This window comes from Shewanella sp. SM95, from assembly GCF_025653595.1.
Classification (GTDB): domain Bacteria; phylum Pseudomonadota; class Gammaproteobacteria; order Enterobacterales; family Shewanellaceae; genus Shewanella; species Shewanella oncorhynchi.
On sequence record NZ_JAKKSE010000032.1, the window covers coordinates 25,600 to 43,691 of the forward strand.

Consider the following 18,092-nt stretch of genomic DNA (forward strand, 5'->3'; position numbering starts at 1 on the left):
GTGGATGAAAACTAAGGAGGCTTTATGAAACTAGATTATGTGATCGTTGCCGGAGGGTGTTTTTGGGGTCTCGAAGACCTCCTTAGGAGTCTGGACGGTGTGACGTCAACGAAGGTGGGCTACTCTGGCGGAGATTTTGATGATCCTACCTACGCCGATATTATAACAGGGAAAACGGGGCACGCCGAAGCGGTTCGCGTGGAATACGACCAAGACGAAATATCTCTCGAAGAGATTCTACATTACTTTTTCAAAATCCATGATCCGACTACGAAGAATCGCCAAGGAAATGATGTTGGCACTTCGTATCGCTCGGCAGCGTTCTATCGTGACGATGCACAGAAAGCGATTATCGAAAACGTGATTGATGAGGTCAATGAGATCGGTCGCTTCGAGAATGAAGTGGTCACGACCGTCACCCTGGAAAAAGAATTCTACGACGCTGAGGCATATCACCAAAACTATTTGCAGAGGAATCCCAGCGGATACTCTTGCCATTTTGAAAGAGACTAAATCATGAACCAAATGAACGAGGAAAAAATGAAAGCACTTAAGAATGTTGTTATTTATACGAAAGACCATTGTCCATTTTGCGCACGCGTGAAGAATTACCTAACTGCTGAAAAGGTCGATTTCAAACAAATTCGCGTAGACGACGATCCGAAGACTTACCTGGAGTTGAAGGAAAGAACAAATCTCCAAACTGTACCGCAAGTTTTTGTGGATGGAGAATTCATTGGTAGTGCTACAGACTTCTTCTCGTGGATTGATAGCTAAAGAGTGAACCCTAAAATAAAGGAGCAAATATATGTTCAATTGGAAAAGCATTTACAACTACCTGGATAACGGCACTCCCGCGCCTCCCAAAAAAGTAGAAAAGAGCGAGGAAGAGTGGAAAGAAATTCTGACGCCAGCGCAATTTCGGGTCATGCGGATGAAAGGCACCGAACGCGCGCACACCGGAGAACTCTGTTCATTTTATGAAGCTGGAAGGTACGCCTGTGTGGGCTGCGACACCGAACTCTTTGACTCGAACCTAAAGTTCGATTCGGGAACGGGATGGCCGAGTTTTTCTGAGCCAGTCGCAGACAACGTAATTCAATATGAACTGGATACGACCTTCGGGCGCAGAATCGAAGTGCTATGCAATGTGTGCGAAGCCCATCTGGGGCACGCTTTTCCAGACGGTCCTGAGCCATCAGGGGTCCGATTCTGTATTAACTCGGAGTCATTGAAGTTTGTAGAATAATTTTTAAATCGAGGGGGTTTATGAAAGTGAACCTTTTGAAAAAAGGAGCCGTTCGTGTTGATTAAGCTGTTCGGTCATAAAGACTGCCATAAAACCAAGATTTACCATTCGTACTTGCAAGAAAAAGGGAGCCAGTTTGTTTTTTTGGATGTTCATGAAGACGACGCGGCTGCTGATGAACTGTGCTCCCTCTATTCGAACGGAAAGCTGAATTTCCCGACAATAGTGGTTGGGACAAAGAAGCTGAGAAACCCCAAGTTCAAGGACCTTGACAGGTGGTTGGAAGCTTCAATGAAATAATGAGTTTTTTAGAATTATTAATAACTTAATAAGCAGTAAGATCAATGATTACAGCAATTTTCCGCAGTTGTGTTACCAAGAAACATGCTGCGGAGTTTTAGCAAAGATACTTCATCAAGCTGGTGTTGGAAAACGTGGTCTTATCGTCGTTTGCACGGCGTGAGGAATGGGAGTGGCTTCAATTTTTGAAAGTTAGGTGAAAAATATGTCGGATCTAAAAATGAATAAAGAAGACGGTGTTGAAAGCTATGAATTTGCAACCCCTGAAGCAATCGAAGAAGCATTGAAAATCGGGAAGCTTAGTCAAACGGTTTTCGGCATGGGTTGCTTTTGGGGACCGGATTCTAATTTTGGAGGGACGCAGGGAGTAGTGCAAACACGTGTTGGCTACGCTGGAGCATCAACTCTGGATCCGAGTTACCGCAACATCAACGGACACGCCGAAGTCGTCAGAGTGATCTACGATAAAGACCAAATCAGCTACAGGGAACTTCTTGGAAGTTTTGAATCATGGTCTGTTCATGGTAGAAAGCAGGGCCAGTATCGCCAGATACTTTTTGTTTTTGATCTGGAGCAAAAACAAGTAGCTGAAGAACTGATTCAAGCGATTGGAAAGGAGAAATCTCCCGAGGTGATTGAGGCCGGAGAACAAAATGGTTATTTTTGGCCCGCCGAAGATTACCATCAAAAGCATCGTCTTCGCAGAAACAAACAGCTTGTAAGTCTTGCAGAAGTAGATTTCGGTCCTCGCTGGGATGAACATCTGTATTTTACTAAATTAAATAGTACCGATAGAAAAGGCTTCAGTCTCTCAAGCTGGCTAAAAAAGTTGTCTCCGGAAATGCAGAAAGCTTACCGAATCGGTTAATCTGAAATTGCAGCTGGCTAAAGAACTCTATTTTCTATATGTAAAGAATGTGACGATCTCCTTCACATGGAGTCCAAGAGAGCATAAAAAATCTGTGTAAGTCGCATTACCCATGTATTTGAAAGGAATAAATAATGCCAATATCAGACCAGCTTATCGACCGAAGCAAGACCTCAGTTTTTATGAGGTCTTGAGATCAGCGCAGCATGAACAGATCTCTTACAGTGTGGCGAACACACTGGTTTGATTGCGGCCTTGGGTTTTAGCTTTGTATAACATCTGATCGGCGACTTCGAGCAACTGCTTTTTGTCGTCAAATAAATCAGCGCTGGCCAAACCTATGCTGACCGTTAATTGTCGTAATAACCACTCATGGTTAGCCACTACCAGCCTTAACTTTTCCAGTGTTTTATTTGCGGACGCTGTGTCTGTGCCTGGCAGGATCAGCACAAACTCTTCACCACCATAACGGGCGAAAAAGTCATAGTTCCTGCTATGGCGCTGAAACAGAGCCGCGACTTGACTCAGTGCCTCATCTCCTGCGGCATGACCATAGCTGTCGTTAAAACTCTTAAAGTGATCAATATCAATCAATGCCAGTACAAAAGATTGTCCTGTTCTTTGCCAGCGAGCAAATTCAGCTTCAAACTTGAGGTCAAAAGCTCTTCTGTTGTTCACCCCTGTCAGCGCATCCGTCATGCTGGTATTATGTAATTGTTCGCCGACTTTTTTCAGCTCCAGTATGGCGATCACTTGTCTGGACAGAGCCTGCAAAGAGCTTATCTGCCGCTGGTTCAGCTGCTTAGGAACATGATCATAGACACAAATAGTACCAATCACTGCACCTTCGGGATCAATCAGCGGCGAGCCAGCATAAAATCGGTAGCCAGGTCCTGAAATCACCATAGCATTGGTACTGAATCTGTGATCTAAAGTAGCGTCAGGGACCACCATTACCGCATCAGGTGTTTCCATTGCATACACGCAAAAGGACTCTTTAATTAATACAGAGGTACGCGAAATACCAACTTTTGCAATTAGATTCAGCTTTGTGTCATCGGTTCGCGTCACCATAGCCACTGGTGCATCACAGATATAACACGCCAGTTCAGTGATATCCCGCAGGTTCTGATCTGCTTCAGCAGGTGCTTTTAGTGTGGTTTCTGCACTAGCTGTTTGAGCTAAACTAAAGGTCATGTACTTCTCCGTTTTTCTACTGCATTTTTCAAAGATCCTGCATAGAAAAATGAATTAAATCGTTGATTTAACTCTAGCATAGATCTGTCAGACTTGAAGTTATCTCTGTAGCAATGGTATTGTTTTGTACAATATTCGCCTGCTTGATTTGAGTTTTAGCTGTATTTATAAACTTTTGGCTTTTCCGGTCGCAGGCTCTATAATTTGCTCGTTTAAATCCAACTCTTCGTCTAACGTCATCTATTTAGTGTGCATGCGGCCTCCGGAGCATTTTCCGTGGCTTATTTTACCGAAGCATCGGGATTGCTAAATAGAGCTGAACGCTGTAATGCGCTTTCGAACTGAGCTTTCCGTAACTTCGGCATTAGTTCATGTACCTTGCTTACTGGATGTTGGTTGACGCGCAGCAGCACGTCCGTCAGATAATCGTAAACGTTAATAGCAGTGTTGACCTTGCTTTGAATGACGCCAACATGCTTAGCACCAAGCTCCGTTCAGCAGAATCACAGCCAGTTTTTCAGTTATCCCAAGTGTCACTCTCAGATTAAAGGCCGCCATACCGGATGTAGTGCCAACAAGAAAACTAAAACACAACTTCGCTGATCATCGCTGAGTGTTTATAAATCGTCTCCCATCACCGGTATCGATAAGCAGATAAGCCTGGTTATGCCATTAGCAGTTCTTGAAGCATTCCTGCTTTCAATGTCGTCAACGTGATCACGATTTGAGTTGAGATAACGACTCTGTTGCTGAAGACTCTCAGTTAATTGCCACTCACCAGATTCAAGAACAGCACCCGCTAACTCGGCACATACTGTTGCAAAACCATAAAGCGCTTGATTATCGCGGGTAAAACGCAGCGGCATCGTCTGGCCTTTTACAAGAAGGGACCATTCCAAAACTCTGTACTTACCTTTTAATCGGTTACTGACAAAAATAGTTATACTTGTACCGCTGGCGCCAACAACTAAAAAGCTCGTGATAGCTAGTCCTATCAGAGACCATAACTCTGGTTTCCCACTTAGTAACAGTGGATTAGGCAAATGACTCCTCAAAACGAGATCAGCACCAAGGGTCAGCGCTGTTTTATACACTGCTTGTTCTAATAATGGAGTTGCATTGACCAGTGACGCAACAGCATCACAACTATAAGGTTCTAGAACTGCCGTAGCTCTCAACCATTCTGTTTCATGGGCAATCGCCAACAAATTTGACCAAATTCGAACCAGTGCCGCTATATGAATGGAGTTTTCATCAGTCAGGACGGTTTGATTAAGCTGCTTATCCAGTTCCTGATGCCAGTATTGGTATTGGCTTGTCAAAAGTACAAACAACTCAGATTGAAGCAACTTATTATTAGTTACCGGTCTTATCCTATTTGACATCTCATTGAATAGTTGTATAAATTTTTTGTCTGCTTGTTGCTCACGCTTTAGCAGATCTTGCTGTTGTTGAAGCATCTGTAAATCGTATTCAATGGCCTGCTTAAAAAGTGTGAGTAAGGAACAGTGTTGTGATGCCCGATCTGGGCTTGAAAAGTCCAACATACACAAAGTACCGAAAGTTTTTCCGCTAGGCCAAAGCAATGGCAGGCCATAGTAATAACTAAAGCCTGCTGCAAATGTTGGGTTATTGTTTTCATATCGGGTACCGATTGCATTTTCAACTAGTAATGGCTGGTTACTGGAAATGACTTGGGAACAATAAGTGTTAAGTGCCAATGGAACAGGTTCACCGCAATAAAAAGTTGGTACTGACACACTGCCAACAGCCTGACAAATTTCGTTTTTATCTAATCGATTAATCAGCACACAAGGCACTTCCGCGACTTGAGCCATCGAGTTTACAATGCCTTGCCAGCGCTCTAGGAGCAGAGCGGTTTCTATGCTCAAATCTACTGCCATTTGTTCCCTCAGTATTTAAATAGTCCCCTTTTGCATCATTCGATCTTGTTTATCTCAGAGTATCAAACAGGAAACAAAGTGATTGATGTCAATCAGGGAATTAGCAGCATTGATGCATTAAGCGGCGCACATACACTCTAAGTAAAGTGCTTAAGTCTGATTATGGCAAGAAATTGTTACTTTGTCAGGGATAGTCAACACTTTATTAGCGAGAGACTTGCTTGGCTGACATTTAAGACAAATCGCGAGATTCCAAATCTGCCACCAACAGTCGGAACTGAGTAACTCACTTGAGCTTTAAAAAGTAAAGCATTGAAATATTTATGGTATTTATACATCCTACCTAGCTCACAGCAGAGTTTAGCATCGTGCATTAATATGACCTTACACTAAAAATACGTACTAGTTGACGTCTATCAAACTCGTTTACGAGATAGTGTAGTGGTCGACAAATTTTGGCCACATCGTTATTGCCTAATAACCGATGCTCTCTTTAAATGCGAAATGAGTAGTGCACGCATTTTTAGCCTTTTGGCAAAACGTTGATGTCTCGAAATTTTCAAGCGCTGTGCCTTGTTTATTTTCAGAAACGTCTGCTTTCAGTGAGTTCCTGATGCTCGGGCGCTCTAAATTATGGGTATAGACAATCTGATTTGCCCTATATTTGCAGTTTTTCGTGAACCCTTAATTTCACAACTCTTTTAATCTGATATCCAAAGTCTGCATCCATACATAGCCCCTACGTAAACTGTCTAATAAGTCACATTATACGAACTATTGAGCATGTTATATCTATTTTACATGCTGTAAATTCAGTTCCATTAGTAAATAGATAAAAACCAAGGAGGCTTTATGAAAAATAAATAATGTGATCGTTGCCGGAGGGTGTTTTTGGAGTCTCGAAGACCTCCTTAGAAATCAGGACGGCGTGACGTCAACGAAGGTGTGTAGTGGCACTGAAATGGCGACTGCGCAAGACGTGAAGATGAGCTGTCTGATAGCAACGGATTATCAAGCAGAACCTTCTTAAATACAATTTATTCCACGCCAATACAGCGTGCTGTCTTTCAAATCACTAGGAGAAATTTATGTCACGTTTGAACACCCCTACCACAATCGACGCCGCGCCTACTGCTACCCATACCTCACTCAAGGCTGTGGAAAAACAACTGGGCCGCGTTCCTAACATGTTCCGCGTCGTTGCCAACAGCCCTGCTGCGCTGACTGGCTACCTGCAATTGAGCGCAGCATCAGCACAGGGCGGCTTGGGTACAGCGACTCTTGAGCGTATTGCCCTAGCCGTCGCTGAGATCAACGGCTGCGATTATTGCCTTGCTGGCCATTCCTTCCTAGGCCGTAAGGTGGCCAAGCTTGATGATGCTGAACTCACTGCCAACCGCAGCGGTGCATCAAATGACCCTAAGGCCGACGCAGCCGTGCGTTTTGCTGCCGCCGTAGTCCGCCAGCGCGGGCAAGTCAGCAATGACCAGGTCCAAGCGGTGCTGAACGCTGGCTACAGTGATGCACATGTAGTGGATATTCTGTTGGCTGTTGCCCTGAACACTTTCACTAACTACGTTAACGAAGTGACACAGACCGAGGTCGACTTCCCGGCCGTTCAACCACTAGGCATTGATGTCTAATCCATTGGTGCTCAACTACAGCAATTACCTAAGTTAGGTTCGACTCGAGTAAACATATAGTTTTTCTCAAGAGTCATATCATTTTAGTGGGCTACATAGAGTGAGTCCACATGGCTAAAAATAATTGGAGATATAAGATGACTATTCCCGAAATTGAAAATGGTGTCCAGACTACCAATATCCTTAGTAATAATCTCGGTGCAAAAGTCACTAAGTTTGGTATAGGTGGCATCTACGTTGCCATGACGATAATATATTTGTGGTTTGGTGGTATGAAATTCACTAGCTACGAAGCAAACGGTATACATGGTTTTGTTAGTAATAGCCCTCTGCTTTCATGGATGTATAGTTTCCTCAGCATTCAAGGATTCTCAAATTTTCTGGGTGTGCTTGAAATTTCAGTTGGCCTGTTAATCGCTGCACGAGTTTTCTCCCCTAAGCTCGCAATCTTGGGCGGTGTACTTTCAACCGGACTCTTTTTTACGACATTGTCGTTCATGCTGACTACACCCGGTGTTTTTGAGGCATCTCTTGGGTTTCCTGCGATCTCTGTGGTTCCTGGCCAGTTTTTGCTAAAAGATTTAGGCTTGTTTGTCGTGTCTATATTTATCGTAGGCACATCACTTACAGCACTGGAGCACAAAAACAAATAAGCCGCATCCGAAACAACTATAAGTTAGAGGGCCTTAAATTCTGCGGTATAGGTCTTGCAGTTCTTTTTAGCTGTCATAGGCACCTCGTTATGTGATTTTACTCACTTAGCGCGGTGTACAGAACTACTGGATCAGATCATTTTTTCGGGTTAACGGCCTAAGTGAAATAAATTCTGTAAACAGAAGGTCTCTTATAATCTGAAAGGCACATGGCTCTACTCTATAAGAGGACATTTATGAATACCTATCAAAAATCTATGAATGCGATTTCTGCTCTGACTAAGGAGCAGTATCGGGTGACGCAAGAAAATGGTACAGAGCGTCCAGGGACTGGTGAATTGCTAAAGAACACCAAGCCCGGCATTTACGTGGATATCGTGTCAGGTGAGCCTTTATTTGCGTCTTCTGCCAAGTATGAATCAGGGTGTGGTTGGCCGTGCTTTACCAAAGCGATAGACTCTGTCAACGTAATTGAAATCACTGATAGGTCGCACGGCATGACCCGCACAGAAGTGCGCTCAACTCATGGCGACAGTCACTTAGGCCATGTATTTTCAGACGGTCCCAAAGACCAGGGTGGCCTACGTTATTGTATTAACTCAGCGTCATTACGTTTTATTCCTAGGGAAGAAATGGCAAGTAAAGGTTACGCAGAGTATTTAGACCAAGTAGAGGACATTTAATTATGGCAATTGAACGCGCAGTATTAGCCGGTGGCTGCTTTTGGGGCATGCAGGATCTTATCCGCAAACGTCCCGGTATCACTTCAACCCGAGTAGGTTATACCGGTGGTGAAGTGGCTAATGCTACCTACCGCAATCATGGTAACCATGCTGAAGGCATTGAAATAATGTTCGATAATGAAATCACCAGCTATCGACAAATTTTAGAGTTTTTCTTTCAGATTCATGACCCTAGTACAGTAAATAGACAAGGTAATGACAAGGGCACATCTTATCGCTCAGCCATTTATTATACCTCTGAGGCACAGCATGCTGAGGCAGTAAAAACCATTGCTGACGTGGATGCTTCGGGATTATGGCCTGGAAAAGTAGTGACTGAAGTCGAACCTGCAAGTGATTTTTGGGAAGCGGAGGCTATGCATCAGGACTATTTGGAACTCCGACCAAATGGCTATACCTGCCACTTCCCCAGACCAGACTGGAAGTTGCCCTCATCTCAATGAGTTTGCAGCAGCCCACACAGACTTGCAATTTGCATACGACAACCACCCTTAATACAATCGGCTTAGGCGGTGGTTGTCACTGGTGCACCGAAGGCGTATTTTCATCACTTATTGGCATTGCTACTGTCAATCAAGGTTGGATCGCCTCAATTGGTGACAACGCTCAGTTCAGCGAAGCCATTGAAGTGGTTTTTGATCCGACTGTTATTTCTTTATCAACCTTGATCGAAATCCATTTACATACTCACGCGAGCACATCAAACCACTCAATGCGTGGTAAATATCGTTCAGCGATATACGCTTATGATGAGGTTCAGTATAACCAGGCTGTAAACATATTAGATGCCTGTAGAGCTGATTTTGAGCAGCCAGTCATTACTCAGGTTTATTTTTTTAAGGATTTTAAAGCGAATAAAACTGAGCTTATCGACTACTTTTATACAGCACCCAACAGACCATTTTGTCAAAGGTACATTCATCCAAAACTCACCTTCTTATTAGCACGTTTCAGCCACTATGTTGATACGCATAAATTGACAGAGTCAGGTGTAGAGTTAACATCGATATAGGCTGTGCTACTCTGCAAGTTCGAGCGTCATGATTACCAACTCTAGTAGTGGCATCGATCACACGAAAACTAAAACGATGTCACCGCAAACGAATGGGATCTGCGAGCAGTTTGATAAGGCGATCCTGAACGAGTTTTATCAGGTGGCTTTTCGCAACAAGTTAATCAAACGCTGGAGACGCGGCAAAATGATCAGGATGAGTGGCTGTCTTACAACAATGAACGAACTCATCAGGGCAAAATGTGCAACGGCAGAACGTCAGTTGAAACTGATCTGATCCAGTAGTTCTGTACACCGCGCTAAGTGAGTAAAATCACATAACGATACAACAACGTTACCCTACATAATCCCAAACTAATTTATCGTTGGAAACGCGAGTTATCCGTGAAGATGATAGAGCTTCTACGCGAGATCCTTTCCAACTGAGTCTGTTCGATGCTCTGTTATACCAATATCTTTGGAAACGCCCTTCGATGGTAGCTTGTTGCTTCTATCAACATTCATACACTTTTGTGAAAAAAATTTCCTGTGTATTTATCGGTATAGCATAAAGTCCATAATCAAATTAAAACGCTACCTAGTACAAAATTGCCTATTATTTAACCTTGACACTACCAATATGCACTGATCTGATATATATTGATTTAATGTATATTTTGCAGGCGATTTTTATGAAAAGTGCACTACTGCGGATCATCACCAACCAGAGGTAAGCGTAACGCCAACCACACCTTGCGGTGTGGCTGGTGATCAGTAAGGCAGGAGTTGCTGTAGTTTCTCTTGGGTGTTGGCTTTGGGTAGCTCGGTTAATAAGCGGCATAGGTAATCATACGGCTCCAGTCCGTTGATTTTTGAGGTCTCGACCAGGCTGTACAGTGCCGCACTGGCTTGTGCTCCCGTCTTGGTATTAGCGAACAACCACGCCTTGCGACCAATCACGAACGGTTTGATGGCGCGCTCCGCACGATTGTTGTCGATATTCAGACAGCCATCATCCAGATAGCGGACAAGCTTGGGCCACTGATTCAGGCTATACGTAATAGCCGCTCCCAGTAAACTTTCTTTCGTGACACTCTCGCTTGATTTATCCAACCAGCTTTTGAATTGCGCGAGCAACGGCTTGGCTAGCGTTTGCCTGGCTTCATATTTCTTATCAGGCGGCGCAGTTTTTAATTTACTCTCCAGCGCATAGAGTTTCTGGATATGGTTAAGGGCCACATCGGCCTTACCCGTTTTGCCTTTGCCCTGCGCTTTTTGGGCTTCGACGAACTTGCGTCTGGCATGCGCCCAGCAGCCGACTAAGGTTGCGTGGGTTTTCTCATATCCGGCATAACCGTCGACCTGCAGATAACCGTTAAACCCCGCCAGGAAGTCGGTGGGATGTTTACTGCTGCGACTATCCTGATAATCAAACAGCACGAGCTTGGGGCCGGTACTTTTTTCTAAGCCACAGCCATATACCCACATATAACAGGTGCTTTTCTCAACATCCAGCACATTAACCGTGGTTTCATCTGCCCACAGCACGGGCTGTTTCAGAAGCTCAGCTTTCATTAACGCCAGTAACGGTTTCAGTTTCTCTGCACAGCTTATCAGCCAGCGGCTCATCGTTTGACGGCTAAGCTCAATACCGGCCTGATTAAACAACTGCTCCTGACGATAAAGCGGTAAGCCATAGTGCATTTTGCTGCTGATGATTTGGGCAAGCAGACTCGGTGTGGTCATGCTCTTAGGGATAACCGCCGGTGGCACATCGGCAATTTTAATGTCGACCTTGGTGTCCGTGGTTTCACACTGCCGGCAGCTGTATTTCAGCCGCACGTTTCTGAGCACCCGGATTTGTGCCGGTACGAACTCGATTTGCTCACTGACTTCCTCACCCATTTGATGTAGCGCATGGCCACAGCAAGCACAGGTTTTATCGTCAATGTCATGGATAACATCAACGCGCGGCAGCTCAGGGGCAATCCGTGGGCGGCGTGGCTTAGCAGCTTTCTTAGCGCTCTCGGTCGTCTGAGTATCTGGCTCTGTCGCTACTGACTCGTCTTCAATAAGCTGTTCGGCCTCATTTAACACCTCGCCTTCACCTTCATAGGTTTCACTGCTGGGGCTAAATTTCTGGTACTTCTTCAGGTTGTAACGCTCCAGCAACTGCTGCAACTTGTCCGACAGTTGCTGGTTAACCCGCTCTAATTTGGCGATGCGTTTATCTTTTTGCGCCAGTTTGCGCTCAAGCTTTTGCGTCTGCTCAAGCAGCATTTTCTTGAGCAGTGCAACGTCATCAGGTAAGGTGTCTGGTATCTTTTTCATGGCCGCCATTATAACGGCCAATTTAGCTAAGTGCTTGGTAAGATTTAGATTGTTTTGGATGCGATCATAAGGATTTATAGCCGATCGTCATATCAGCCCACACTCTGGTAATGCAGTGGCTGATGGGCGGTGATTTTTTGGATATCGACACCTTGCAACAGCCAATGCCATTGCTGCTCGCTAATAGACAGTATTTTGCCAGGCATCTGCCGTGGCCAGCGGAACTTGTCTTTTTCAAGCCGTTTGTACCACAGGCAAAACCCGGTGCTATCCCAGTACAGTACTTTTAACCGGGTACGCTGCTGATTACAAAACACAAACAGTGCGCCGCTAAATGGCGAGAGCTGCATCTCTTGCTCGACCAGCAACGATAAGCCATTAATGGATTTACGAAAGTCGACCGGCTGTTTATGGCTAAATTTGCCCAACGCGCCAAAAATGTAAAGTTAGCTTTAAATTCTAAAATCACTCACTTGAATTCTCGTTCTCAATCAGCGCTTGCTTCCAATATTCTGGTTCAGCATATCGAGCAACCAATGCATCGATATCTATTTTTGAGGTTGATGGACTAAACTCAAAATTGCCATACATATTGATGTGCTGCCATGCAACGGGCGAAATACTGTGAAGCTGAGCCAGTGCATTTTGATCTCCTACTGTTTGCTTCTGTTCATAGACACGAGATAGCAGCACTGTGTTGTAGTAAATGACCGCGTTGGTGATGAGCCGAGAGCATTCATTCCATATTTGCTGCTCCTCTTCTGTTTTTACTCTGAATTTTCCACCGTTAACAAATGCAACTGCTCGTCTAAGACGATGATAGGCTTCGCCACGATTTAATGCTTTTTGTACACATTGACGTAAGCCAACATCGTCGACAAAGTCGAGAATGTATAGCGTTCGGCATATGTTTTCCAACTCCCATAATGCTTTCTTGGTCTGATTCTGACGCGAATAGCTCGAGAGTTTGCGAACAATCGTGGCTTGAGTAACATCTTTTTGAGCTAGCGATGCCATGATCCGTTGAATATTGGGCCATTCACGTTCAATCAATTCATCGTTGGTTTTTCGGGCAGGCTTTATTAGCCAGTCACCACACTCATTGGGATGTTGTGAGCCGACTAACGTATCCATTTTCTTATGCAAATCACGATAACGAGGTGCAAAATGATATCCAAATGCATGCAAAATCCAAAAATTAACCTGATTGGTGCCATGGGTGTCAGTGGAATGCCGTTCTGGCTTTATATCAGAGGTATTGTTATGCAATAAATCGAAAACGTAATGGCTTTCATGTTCGTGAGTCCCAATAATCTTTGCATTTATAGGAACATGATTTGCAACCAACGTGTAGGCGCTGACACCTTTCTGTAAACCAAAATACTTGGGAGAATATCGAGCGTTAAGGGTGTTAATTTGCGTTTCTATCCGCTGACCATCGCTACTTGAATGAAGTGTGTCCTGAATATCATAGAGATGAAATGCGGGTAGCTGGCTGGTCGCATTACTAATCGCATCATTAGCCGCTCGTAATGTCTCCAAGCGTAGATAATTTCTTGATGTCCCCGCCATTGATGCTGAGCTAAGGCCTGAAACCTCAGCCATTTTTGCTAACCCCATGTTTGTTCCCATCGCAACAATACAGGCGAAAATTTCACGGGGATCAGCTTCATGCTTTACATAACGATCTAATACATGGGTAAATGCATTTAAAAATCCAGTATTACCCGCAACAAACCACAGTAGATCCGCAATACCAATTCCTGGTAACTGGCTGTAAAAATCGCTATTAACGGATTCATCACTGCTCGGATAAAGCAGCTTCCAACGACGCTTTTCGGCAGCCCCAATTACTTTAATATGTTTGTTGACCCCATCAGAAATATGTTGGTTAATCGCACTATAACGTGCTGCTAGCATAGTATGAAATACAGCCAGAGTATCTTGGATAGGGGCCAATAAAATGGGTGCACCAATATCTTGCAATACTCGTTCTTTATCCTGCCATCTAAGATCGCTTATTAAGTCATCTTCAAAGCGGCGAAATTCATTACTATGTTTAACGTACACATCACCCGCTTCCAGTGAGTTGCGTAGTAGGCGATAGACCAAAAACTCATAGCGATCTACATCAAGCGTTTTAAATGTTTTGCCCTCTTTACTAAACAAATATCGGCGTAAACCTTTAGGAATAATCTCAGTCGGAAATGAATTAGGGTCAGTTTGCCTTGGTGATTTTTCTGTGCGCAATAAGTTTTGTAAAAACGCGATAGCTTCAAGCAAAGGAGAGTCTTCTACACGTCCGGCAAAATCCAGATCAGTAAAAAGTTGCCTTAAGTTACGTTTGAATGTGGCGGATAATTTTGTGTAATGTGACCATTCAAATGCCGTTTTGTCGAAAGCAATATTGCGTAAGTAATCAGCAACTAATGGGAATCTCTCTTGTTCAAGCAATGCATAGGCTTTTTCTTTAATAATGGAAAAAGGTGTGTCATCGGTGATGGTGTCATCCGTAAACAGGCTCAATACATGACCCGCAGCCTGTAAATTTTTCGCTGCATTGGTAACCGCATTATTCATTGCTTCTTCAGCGGCACGCTTGGCCTGTTTCTCGTATTGATCGACCCAATGGAGCAATGCTTCAATTAAGTTGTCATTAATTTGCTGAAACCGATGAAAAGCAAAAAACAGCAGATATAACTGAGCAGTCTCTTTTTTCATGCGTTGAAGTTTATAAGTGGTATAAAACTTAACCATAGAAGCATAATACTTGCCGCTTTCATTGGAGATCCCCGCTGTTATGAGGAACTGCTTGGCAAACTCATGTAGAGGCTGGAAAAACTGCCGCCGTGCGACTTCATGTCGCAATTCTTTATAACTGAAATCTTTAGCTTCATGTTTTAATGCGCTGACGCGAAATACTCCTGACTCAGCCCGAAGCAAAGCCGCTAATTGCTGATCGATAAGTGAAGTCATGCAAGTGCTAAGTAATCGAGCAATACGGGTGCGTTCATAAGCCACCACTCTACCAATCATCTCTTGCATATACCGATAACTGGGCATGACAATACGGTGTAATGCTAAGTATTGGGTTAATTCACGAAAGATAAAGATAGGTTGTGTCGATAACATCGCAACCCGCTGTGCTTTATCTTCCAAATCAACTTTTACCTCATTATCACATTGTTTATACTGGAATAAATCAAGAATTGCTCGTTGTTGTTCAGCCCTAATCGGTCTTGAGGGACTTTTCAGTCTTGAAAGCGTTTTGGTGGGAAAGTACAGCGCGGCAATGTAATCCAAGTCATTTAGTACTGACGATTCTTGTTCATAACTGAAAAACTGCCGTTTGGCTTTGAAATAGCCCAGTTGCAATACTAAATGGGCTGCCACAGAAAACGTTCGGGTATTGTCGAATAGCTCGCGCTCTTTAGCACTTAAGTCAAAATATAATCGACGATCATCATCTGAGAAATGAGGTAATCCAAACAGTTCATCTATTTCATCAGTTGACAAAATAGATAGCCGCCGAACATCATTTTTCATGGTGCCCTCCCTATTTCACTACATCAAATAATTTCCCGCTCCGCGAGATGTGCAAGTGGAATCATACTTTTATGTAAGATCCCAAATACAACGAATTGATGCTCATGTTGGATGTAATAGATGACATGACTTGAATAAGGGAAGCTAAACACATTCATGCGTACCTCGGGTCTATTTTTCCCAAGGGTGGGTGTTTCAGCCAGCAGTTGAATCGTTTGTCTAAGTCCTGATAAATAGGTCTTCGACTGAGTCGTTCCCCATTGGGCTAACGTAAAGCGGTGAATACCTATCAGATCAGATTGTGCATCGGGCGTTAAATGATAAGTTACCGGCATTAGTCATACTGCCCTGCGGCCAGCTCATCAAAAAAGGTATTACCATCAACCAAATTGCCCATTTTGATGTCAGTTATGGCTTTCACCGCTTTGGATTGAAGCAAATGTAATTTTAGTGTCTCGATACTTTGGTATGCATCAGCTGAAATAACAACGGCCACAGGCTTGCCATTTTTATTAATTTGGATTGGAGCTTGTTGAGCTTTGAGCAACAAATCTCCAAAGTGAATTTTTGCTTCATTGGCTGAAAGAGTGTTCATTTATCACCTTTAAACGAATCGTTCGATTCGCTCAATTTACACCAGTTGGGCGATAAAAGTCAAAAATGCACCCTATCAAAATGTATACAATTTGATAGAGTAATTTATCACCTATCAAAACTACTATCATAAGTCGGTTATCAAAATCTCTAAAGAGATTATGGCAAATTTTTAATGTTTAGGTTTAAGGTGTATTTGATATTGAAAACAAGTTGTTACCTCGTGCATAAATCTAACTTTACACTTTTGGCGCGTTGGGCAAATTTAGCCTATTAGCATCTGCGTAACTGTGCCGCTATGGAATTTTTCAAATCCTGTGGTAGCGAGCGACTGGTGCAATCCAATAAAACATGCAAATCCAACTCCTGAGTAAATCGCTTATTCGACCACGAATCACCATACATTGATTCGGCCCAAATGAGAGCTTGCGCCAGCGAGTGAAATTGGCGCCTTCCGGTGTAGCCTAAACGGCAATCTACTGTCACGCCAACGAAGTGGATGCGGTAACTAGGAGGGATGCGATTAGCTAGCCGGATAAAGGGCGTTTGCCACACTTGCGGCTTTACCGCCAACCGTGGATTGAGAGGGTCTTTGAAATCGAATCTGGGCATGGCAAGGCTCCTGTTTATTTAAATACAGGATCTCACCAAGTCCAAATCACGCAAATTTTGCCTTACGCTGCCTTCCTCTTCAATGCCGTCAAGCGTGCACCCAGAGTCATCTTGTTAGCTGCCTGCGGCATTGCTAGGCGCTGTACTCGCTGTAACGATTGGTTAAGTGACTCAATAAAGCGTAAGTTCTCTTCCATCGTTTCTAACGCTTTCCCCAACAACAATTTGAAGTTGTCAGGGTTTGGCTTCCACCACTCCAAAATGGATTGGTCGTACACTTCGGCTGGCACCAGGGAGCCGACAGCGACCTTGTACTCTTCCCGCGTTAAGCCTTTACATAATTGCTGTTTAAGCGTTGATATAGCGCCGTTCCAATCATGGGCAGCTCGGATTAATTCAGCGACAATCAAGTTCAACGACTTGGCCATGACTCTGCTGGCATTGAGGTAGTCGCTCGGATGCTCTTTGAGTTGAGCCAGCTGAGCAGGCGATAACAGCTGTTTAAGTACATCATCAATCTGGGTCACGCCGCCGAACATCAGTGCCAGCCATAATTTAGACACTCCAGCTCTCTGGGTTACCCCTACGTCTGAGGTATCAAATCTAACATGGAGTAAATGGCTATTAAGACCATCTATCATTTCCCTTACTGCCCAACCTGCGTCCTGAATAACGCGCTCGATGTTAAATCCTAGGCGCTCTACTGTGTCATCGTTGGTTAGGGCGGTTTTAACCCCGTGGCGCTGGGCATTTCGCTCCGCTCTAATGATATTAAGGATTTCTGTCTTATCCCTGCGATGCTGGGTCATATCGATGGCGCGGGGATGGTTCGCAACATCGATGTAAGGCATAGACTGAAAGCTGAACATTCCGAGCTGCTGAAATATCTGTGTGCGCTTTAAAATGGCTTGGAGCTGGCACCAATAGCTCGTTTTAATCGTGATCACGCCTTCAGATAACAAGGTTTCAGCCACATGGGTGCCACCGTAGCGCCGTACATCAATCGCTTTGAAGCCGTAGCTATGACGGTTGCGCCAGAAAGATGCCATAAAGTCCCTGTGAAGCTGCAAGGCGCGTCTTGGGCCATCAATGGCATACCATTTCTCAAGCGACAATTCGGATAGCTGAATGTTTTCTACCGTGGCAGCTGGGTCAAATGACAGGTCTTCGTGGGTCGCGATAGCCTGCTGAGTAAAGCCAGAGAAGTTAGGTACTAACAAAGAAGAAGTCTGTTGGTGTGCCTCATGTAATCTGCAGTCCAATTTTGGTTTGTAAAACACCATCCTAGAATTGCCCTTCTCAATACCCTGTTTGCTGATTTTAACGACACGGCGGGAGAACTGGTTTGCGCTTTCGGTCTTACGAGCTTCCGGCCTGTAGCCTGTCAGTAGACTAATGCTTTGCAGATACGGAATATTCAGCGATTGTCGTTGTTTTCCACCAAGCGCACTAGATAATGAG

General features: G+C 44.1%; 20 protein-coding genes and 1 pseudogene. 12 read left to right on the forward strand and 9 right to left on the reverse strand.

The annotated features are described in order from the left end of the window. Positions 1-24: 24 nt before the first annotated feature. The 5 genes from msrA (L5M29_RS21875) to L5M29_RS21895 all read left to right on the forward strand — a co-directional run bounded on the left by msrA (L5M29_RS21875) (position 25) and on the right by L5M29_RS21895 (position 2,417). Entirely contained in the window at positions 25-513 is a 489-nt protein-coding gene (msrA, locus tag L5M29_RS21875; RefSeq protein ID WP_069785042.1) for a peptide-methionine (S)-S-oxide reductase MsrA, read from the forward strand. Between the two features lie 3 nt (positions 514-516). After that, positions 517-777: a glutaredoxin gene (locus L5M29_RS21880; RefSeq protein ID WP_005403706.1), complete on the forward strand. Its 261-nt coding sequence runs from the start codon at positions 517-519 to the stop codon at positions 775-777. A gap of 31 nt (positions 778-808) precedes the next feature. Next, complete coding sequence (gene msrB / locus L5M29_RS21885; protein ID WP_005403705.1) at positions 809-1,249, forward strand: peptide-methionine (R)-S-oxide reductase MsrB; 441 nt, start codon at positions 809-811, stop codon at positions 1,247-1,249. Positions 1,250-1,303: 54 nt separating this feature from the next. Continuing rightward, on the forward strand, positions 1,304-1,549 hold the full coding sequence (locus L5M29_RS21890) for a glutaredoxin family protein (protein WP_011711656.1): 246 nt from the start codon (positions 1,304-1,306) through the stop codon (positions 1,547-1,549). Positions 1,550-1,769: 220 nt separating this feature from the next. Next, complete coding sequence (locus L5M29_RS21895) at positions 1,770-2,417, forward strand: peptide-methionine (S)-S-oxide reductase MsrA (protein WP_223846397.1); 648 nt, start codon at positions 1,770-1,772, stop codon at positions 2,415-2,417. A 219-nt stretch (positions 2,418-2,636) separates the two neighbouring features. On the opposite strand, the gene L5M29_RS21900 is transcribed toward L5M29_RS21895, so the two are convergent. Continuing rightward, entirely contained in the window at positions 2,637-3,614 is a 978-nt protein-coding gene (locus tag L5M29_RS21900; protein ID WP_002119794.1) for a sensor domain-containing diguanylate cyclase, read from the reverse strand. A gap of 617 nt (positions 3,615-4,231) precedes the next feature. Beyond that, a complete protein-coding gene (locus L5M29_RS21910) occupies positions 4,232-5,518 on the reverse strand; it encodes a GAF domain-containing protein (protein ID WP_000257537.1) in 1,287 nt (428 codons plus the stop codon). Between the two features lie 868 nt (positions 5,519-6,386). Between L5M29_RS21910 and L5M29_RS21915 the strand changes: the two genes are divergently transcribed. The 7 genes and pseudogenes from L5M29_RS21915 to L5M29_RS21945 form a co-directional block, all read left to right on the forward strand. Further along, positions 6,387-6,548: a peptide-methionine (S)-S-oxide reductase gene (locus L5M29_RS21915; RefSeq protein WP_223290059.1), complete on the forward strand. Its 162-nt coding sequence runs from the start codon at positions 6,387-6,389 to the stop codon at positions 6,546-6,548. 157 nt (positions 6,549-6,705) lie between these two features. Beyond that, on the forward strand, positions 6,706-7,161 hold the full coding sequence (locus L5M29_RS21920; protein ID WP_258011845.1) for a carboxymuconolactone decarboxylase family protein: 456 nt from the start codon (positions 6,706-6,708) through the stop codon (positions 7,159-7,161). A gap of 137 nt (positions 7,162-7,298) precedes the next feature. Beyond that, positions 7,299-7,814 carry a YkgB family protein gene (locus L5M29_RS21925; RefSeq protein WP_011711654.1) on the forward strand — a complete coding sequence of 172 codons (516 nt, stop codon included), beginning with the start codon at positions 7,299-7,301 and terminating at the stop codon, positions 7,812-7,814. Between the two features lie 236 nt (positions 7,815-8,050). Then, positions 8,051-8,497 (forward strand): peptide-methionine (R)-S-oxide reductase MsrB, encoded by a 447-nt coding sequence (gene msrB, locus L5M29_RS21930; RefSeq protein WP_263170064.1) that lies wholly within the window; start codon positions 8,051-8,053, stop codon positions 8,495-8,497. Positions 8,498-8,499: 2 nt separating this feature from the next. Continuing rightward, a complete protein-coding gene (msrA, locus tag L5M29_RS21935; protein ID WP_011711652.1) occupies positions 8,500-9,000 on the forward strand; it encodes a peptide-methionine (S)-S-oxide reductase MsrA in 501 nt (166 codons plus the stop codon). Positions 9,001-9,029: 29 nt separating this feature from the next. Further along, on the forward strand, positions 9,030-9,569 hold the full coding sequence (locus tag L5M29_RS21940; protein ID WP_041413416.1) for a peptide-methionine (S)-S-oxide reductase: 540 nt from the start codon (positions 9,030-9,032) through the stop codon (positions 9,567-9,569). 15 nt (positions 9,570-9,584) lie between these two features. Next, positions 9,585-9,854: pseudogene (locus L5M29_RS21945) on the forward strand (IS481 family transposase); the annotation flags it as partial. Between the two features lie 465 nt (positions 9,855-10,319). On the opposite strand, the gene tnpC reads toward L5M29_RS21945, so the two are convergent. From tnpC to L5M29_RS21980, 7 genes are all read right to left on the reverse strand, one after another. Continuing rightward, positions 10,320-11,879: an IS66 family transposase gene (gene tnpC / locus L5M29_RS21950; RefSeq protein WP_099458459.1), complete on the reverse strand. Its 1,560-nt coding sequence runs from the start codon at positions 11,877-11,879 to the stop codon at positions 10,320-10,322. Between the two features lie 92 nt (positions 11,880-11,971). Beyond that, a complete protein-coding gene (tnpB, locus tag L5M29_RS21955) occupies positions 11,972-12,307 on the reverse strand; it encodes an IS66 family insertion sequence element accessory protein TnpB (RefSeq protein WP_192937895.1) in 336 nt (111 codons plus the stop codon). A gap of 37 nt (positions 12,308-12,344) precedes the next feature. Then, positions 12,345-15,425, reverse strand: coding sequence for a Tn3 family transposase (locus L5M29_RS21960; protein ID WP_011787830.1), 3,081 nt, complete (start codon positions 15,423-15,425; stop codon positions 12,345-12,347). A gap of 23 nt (positions 15,426-15,448) precedes the next feature. Next, positions 15,449-15,760, reverse strand: coding sequence for a type II toxin-antitoxin system RelE/ParE family toxin (locus tag L5M29_RS21965; RefSeq protein ID WP_099458567.1), 312 nt, complete (start codon positions 15,758-15,760; stop codon positions 15,449-15,451). Beyond that, complete coding sequence (locus L5M29_RS21970) at positions 15,760-16,020, reverse strand: type II toxin-antitoxin system Phd/YefM family antitoxin (protein ID WP_011787805.1); 261 nt, start codon at positions 16,018-16,020, stop codon at positions 15,760-15,762. Before L5M29_RS21970 ends, L5M29_RS21965 begins: the two co-directional genes overlap by 1 nt. A gap of 272 nt (positions 16,021-16,292) precedes the next feature. Continuing rightward, the gene (locus L5M29_RS21975) at positions 16,293-16,631 is read right to left on the reverse strand and encodes a hypothetical protein (RefSeq protein ID WP_263148894.1); all 339 of its coding nucleotides are present in this window, start codon (positions 16,629-16,631) and stop codon (positions 16,293-16,295) included. Positions 16,632-16,693: 62 nt separating this feature from the next. Beyond that, positions 16,694-18,092: hypothetical protein (locus L5M29_RS21980; RefSeq protein ID WP_263170066.1), on the reverse strand; the 1,399-nt coding region annotated here is incomplete at its 5' end.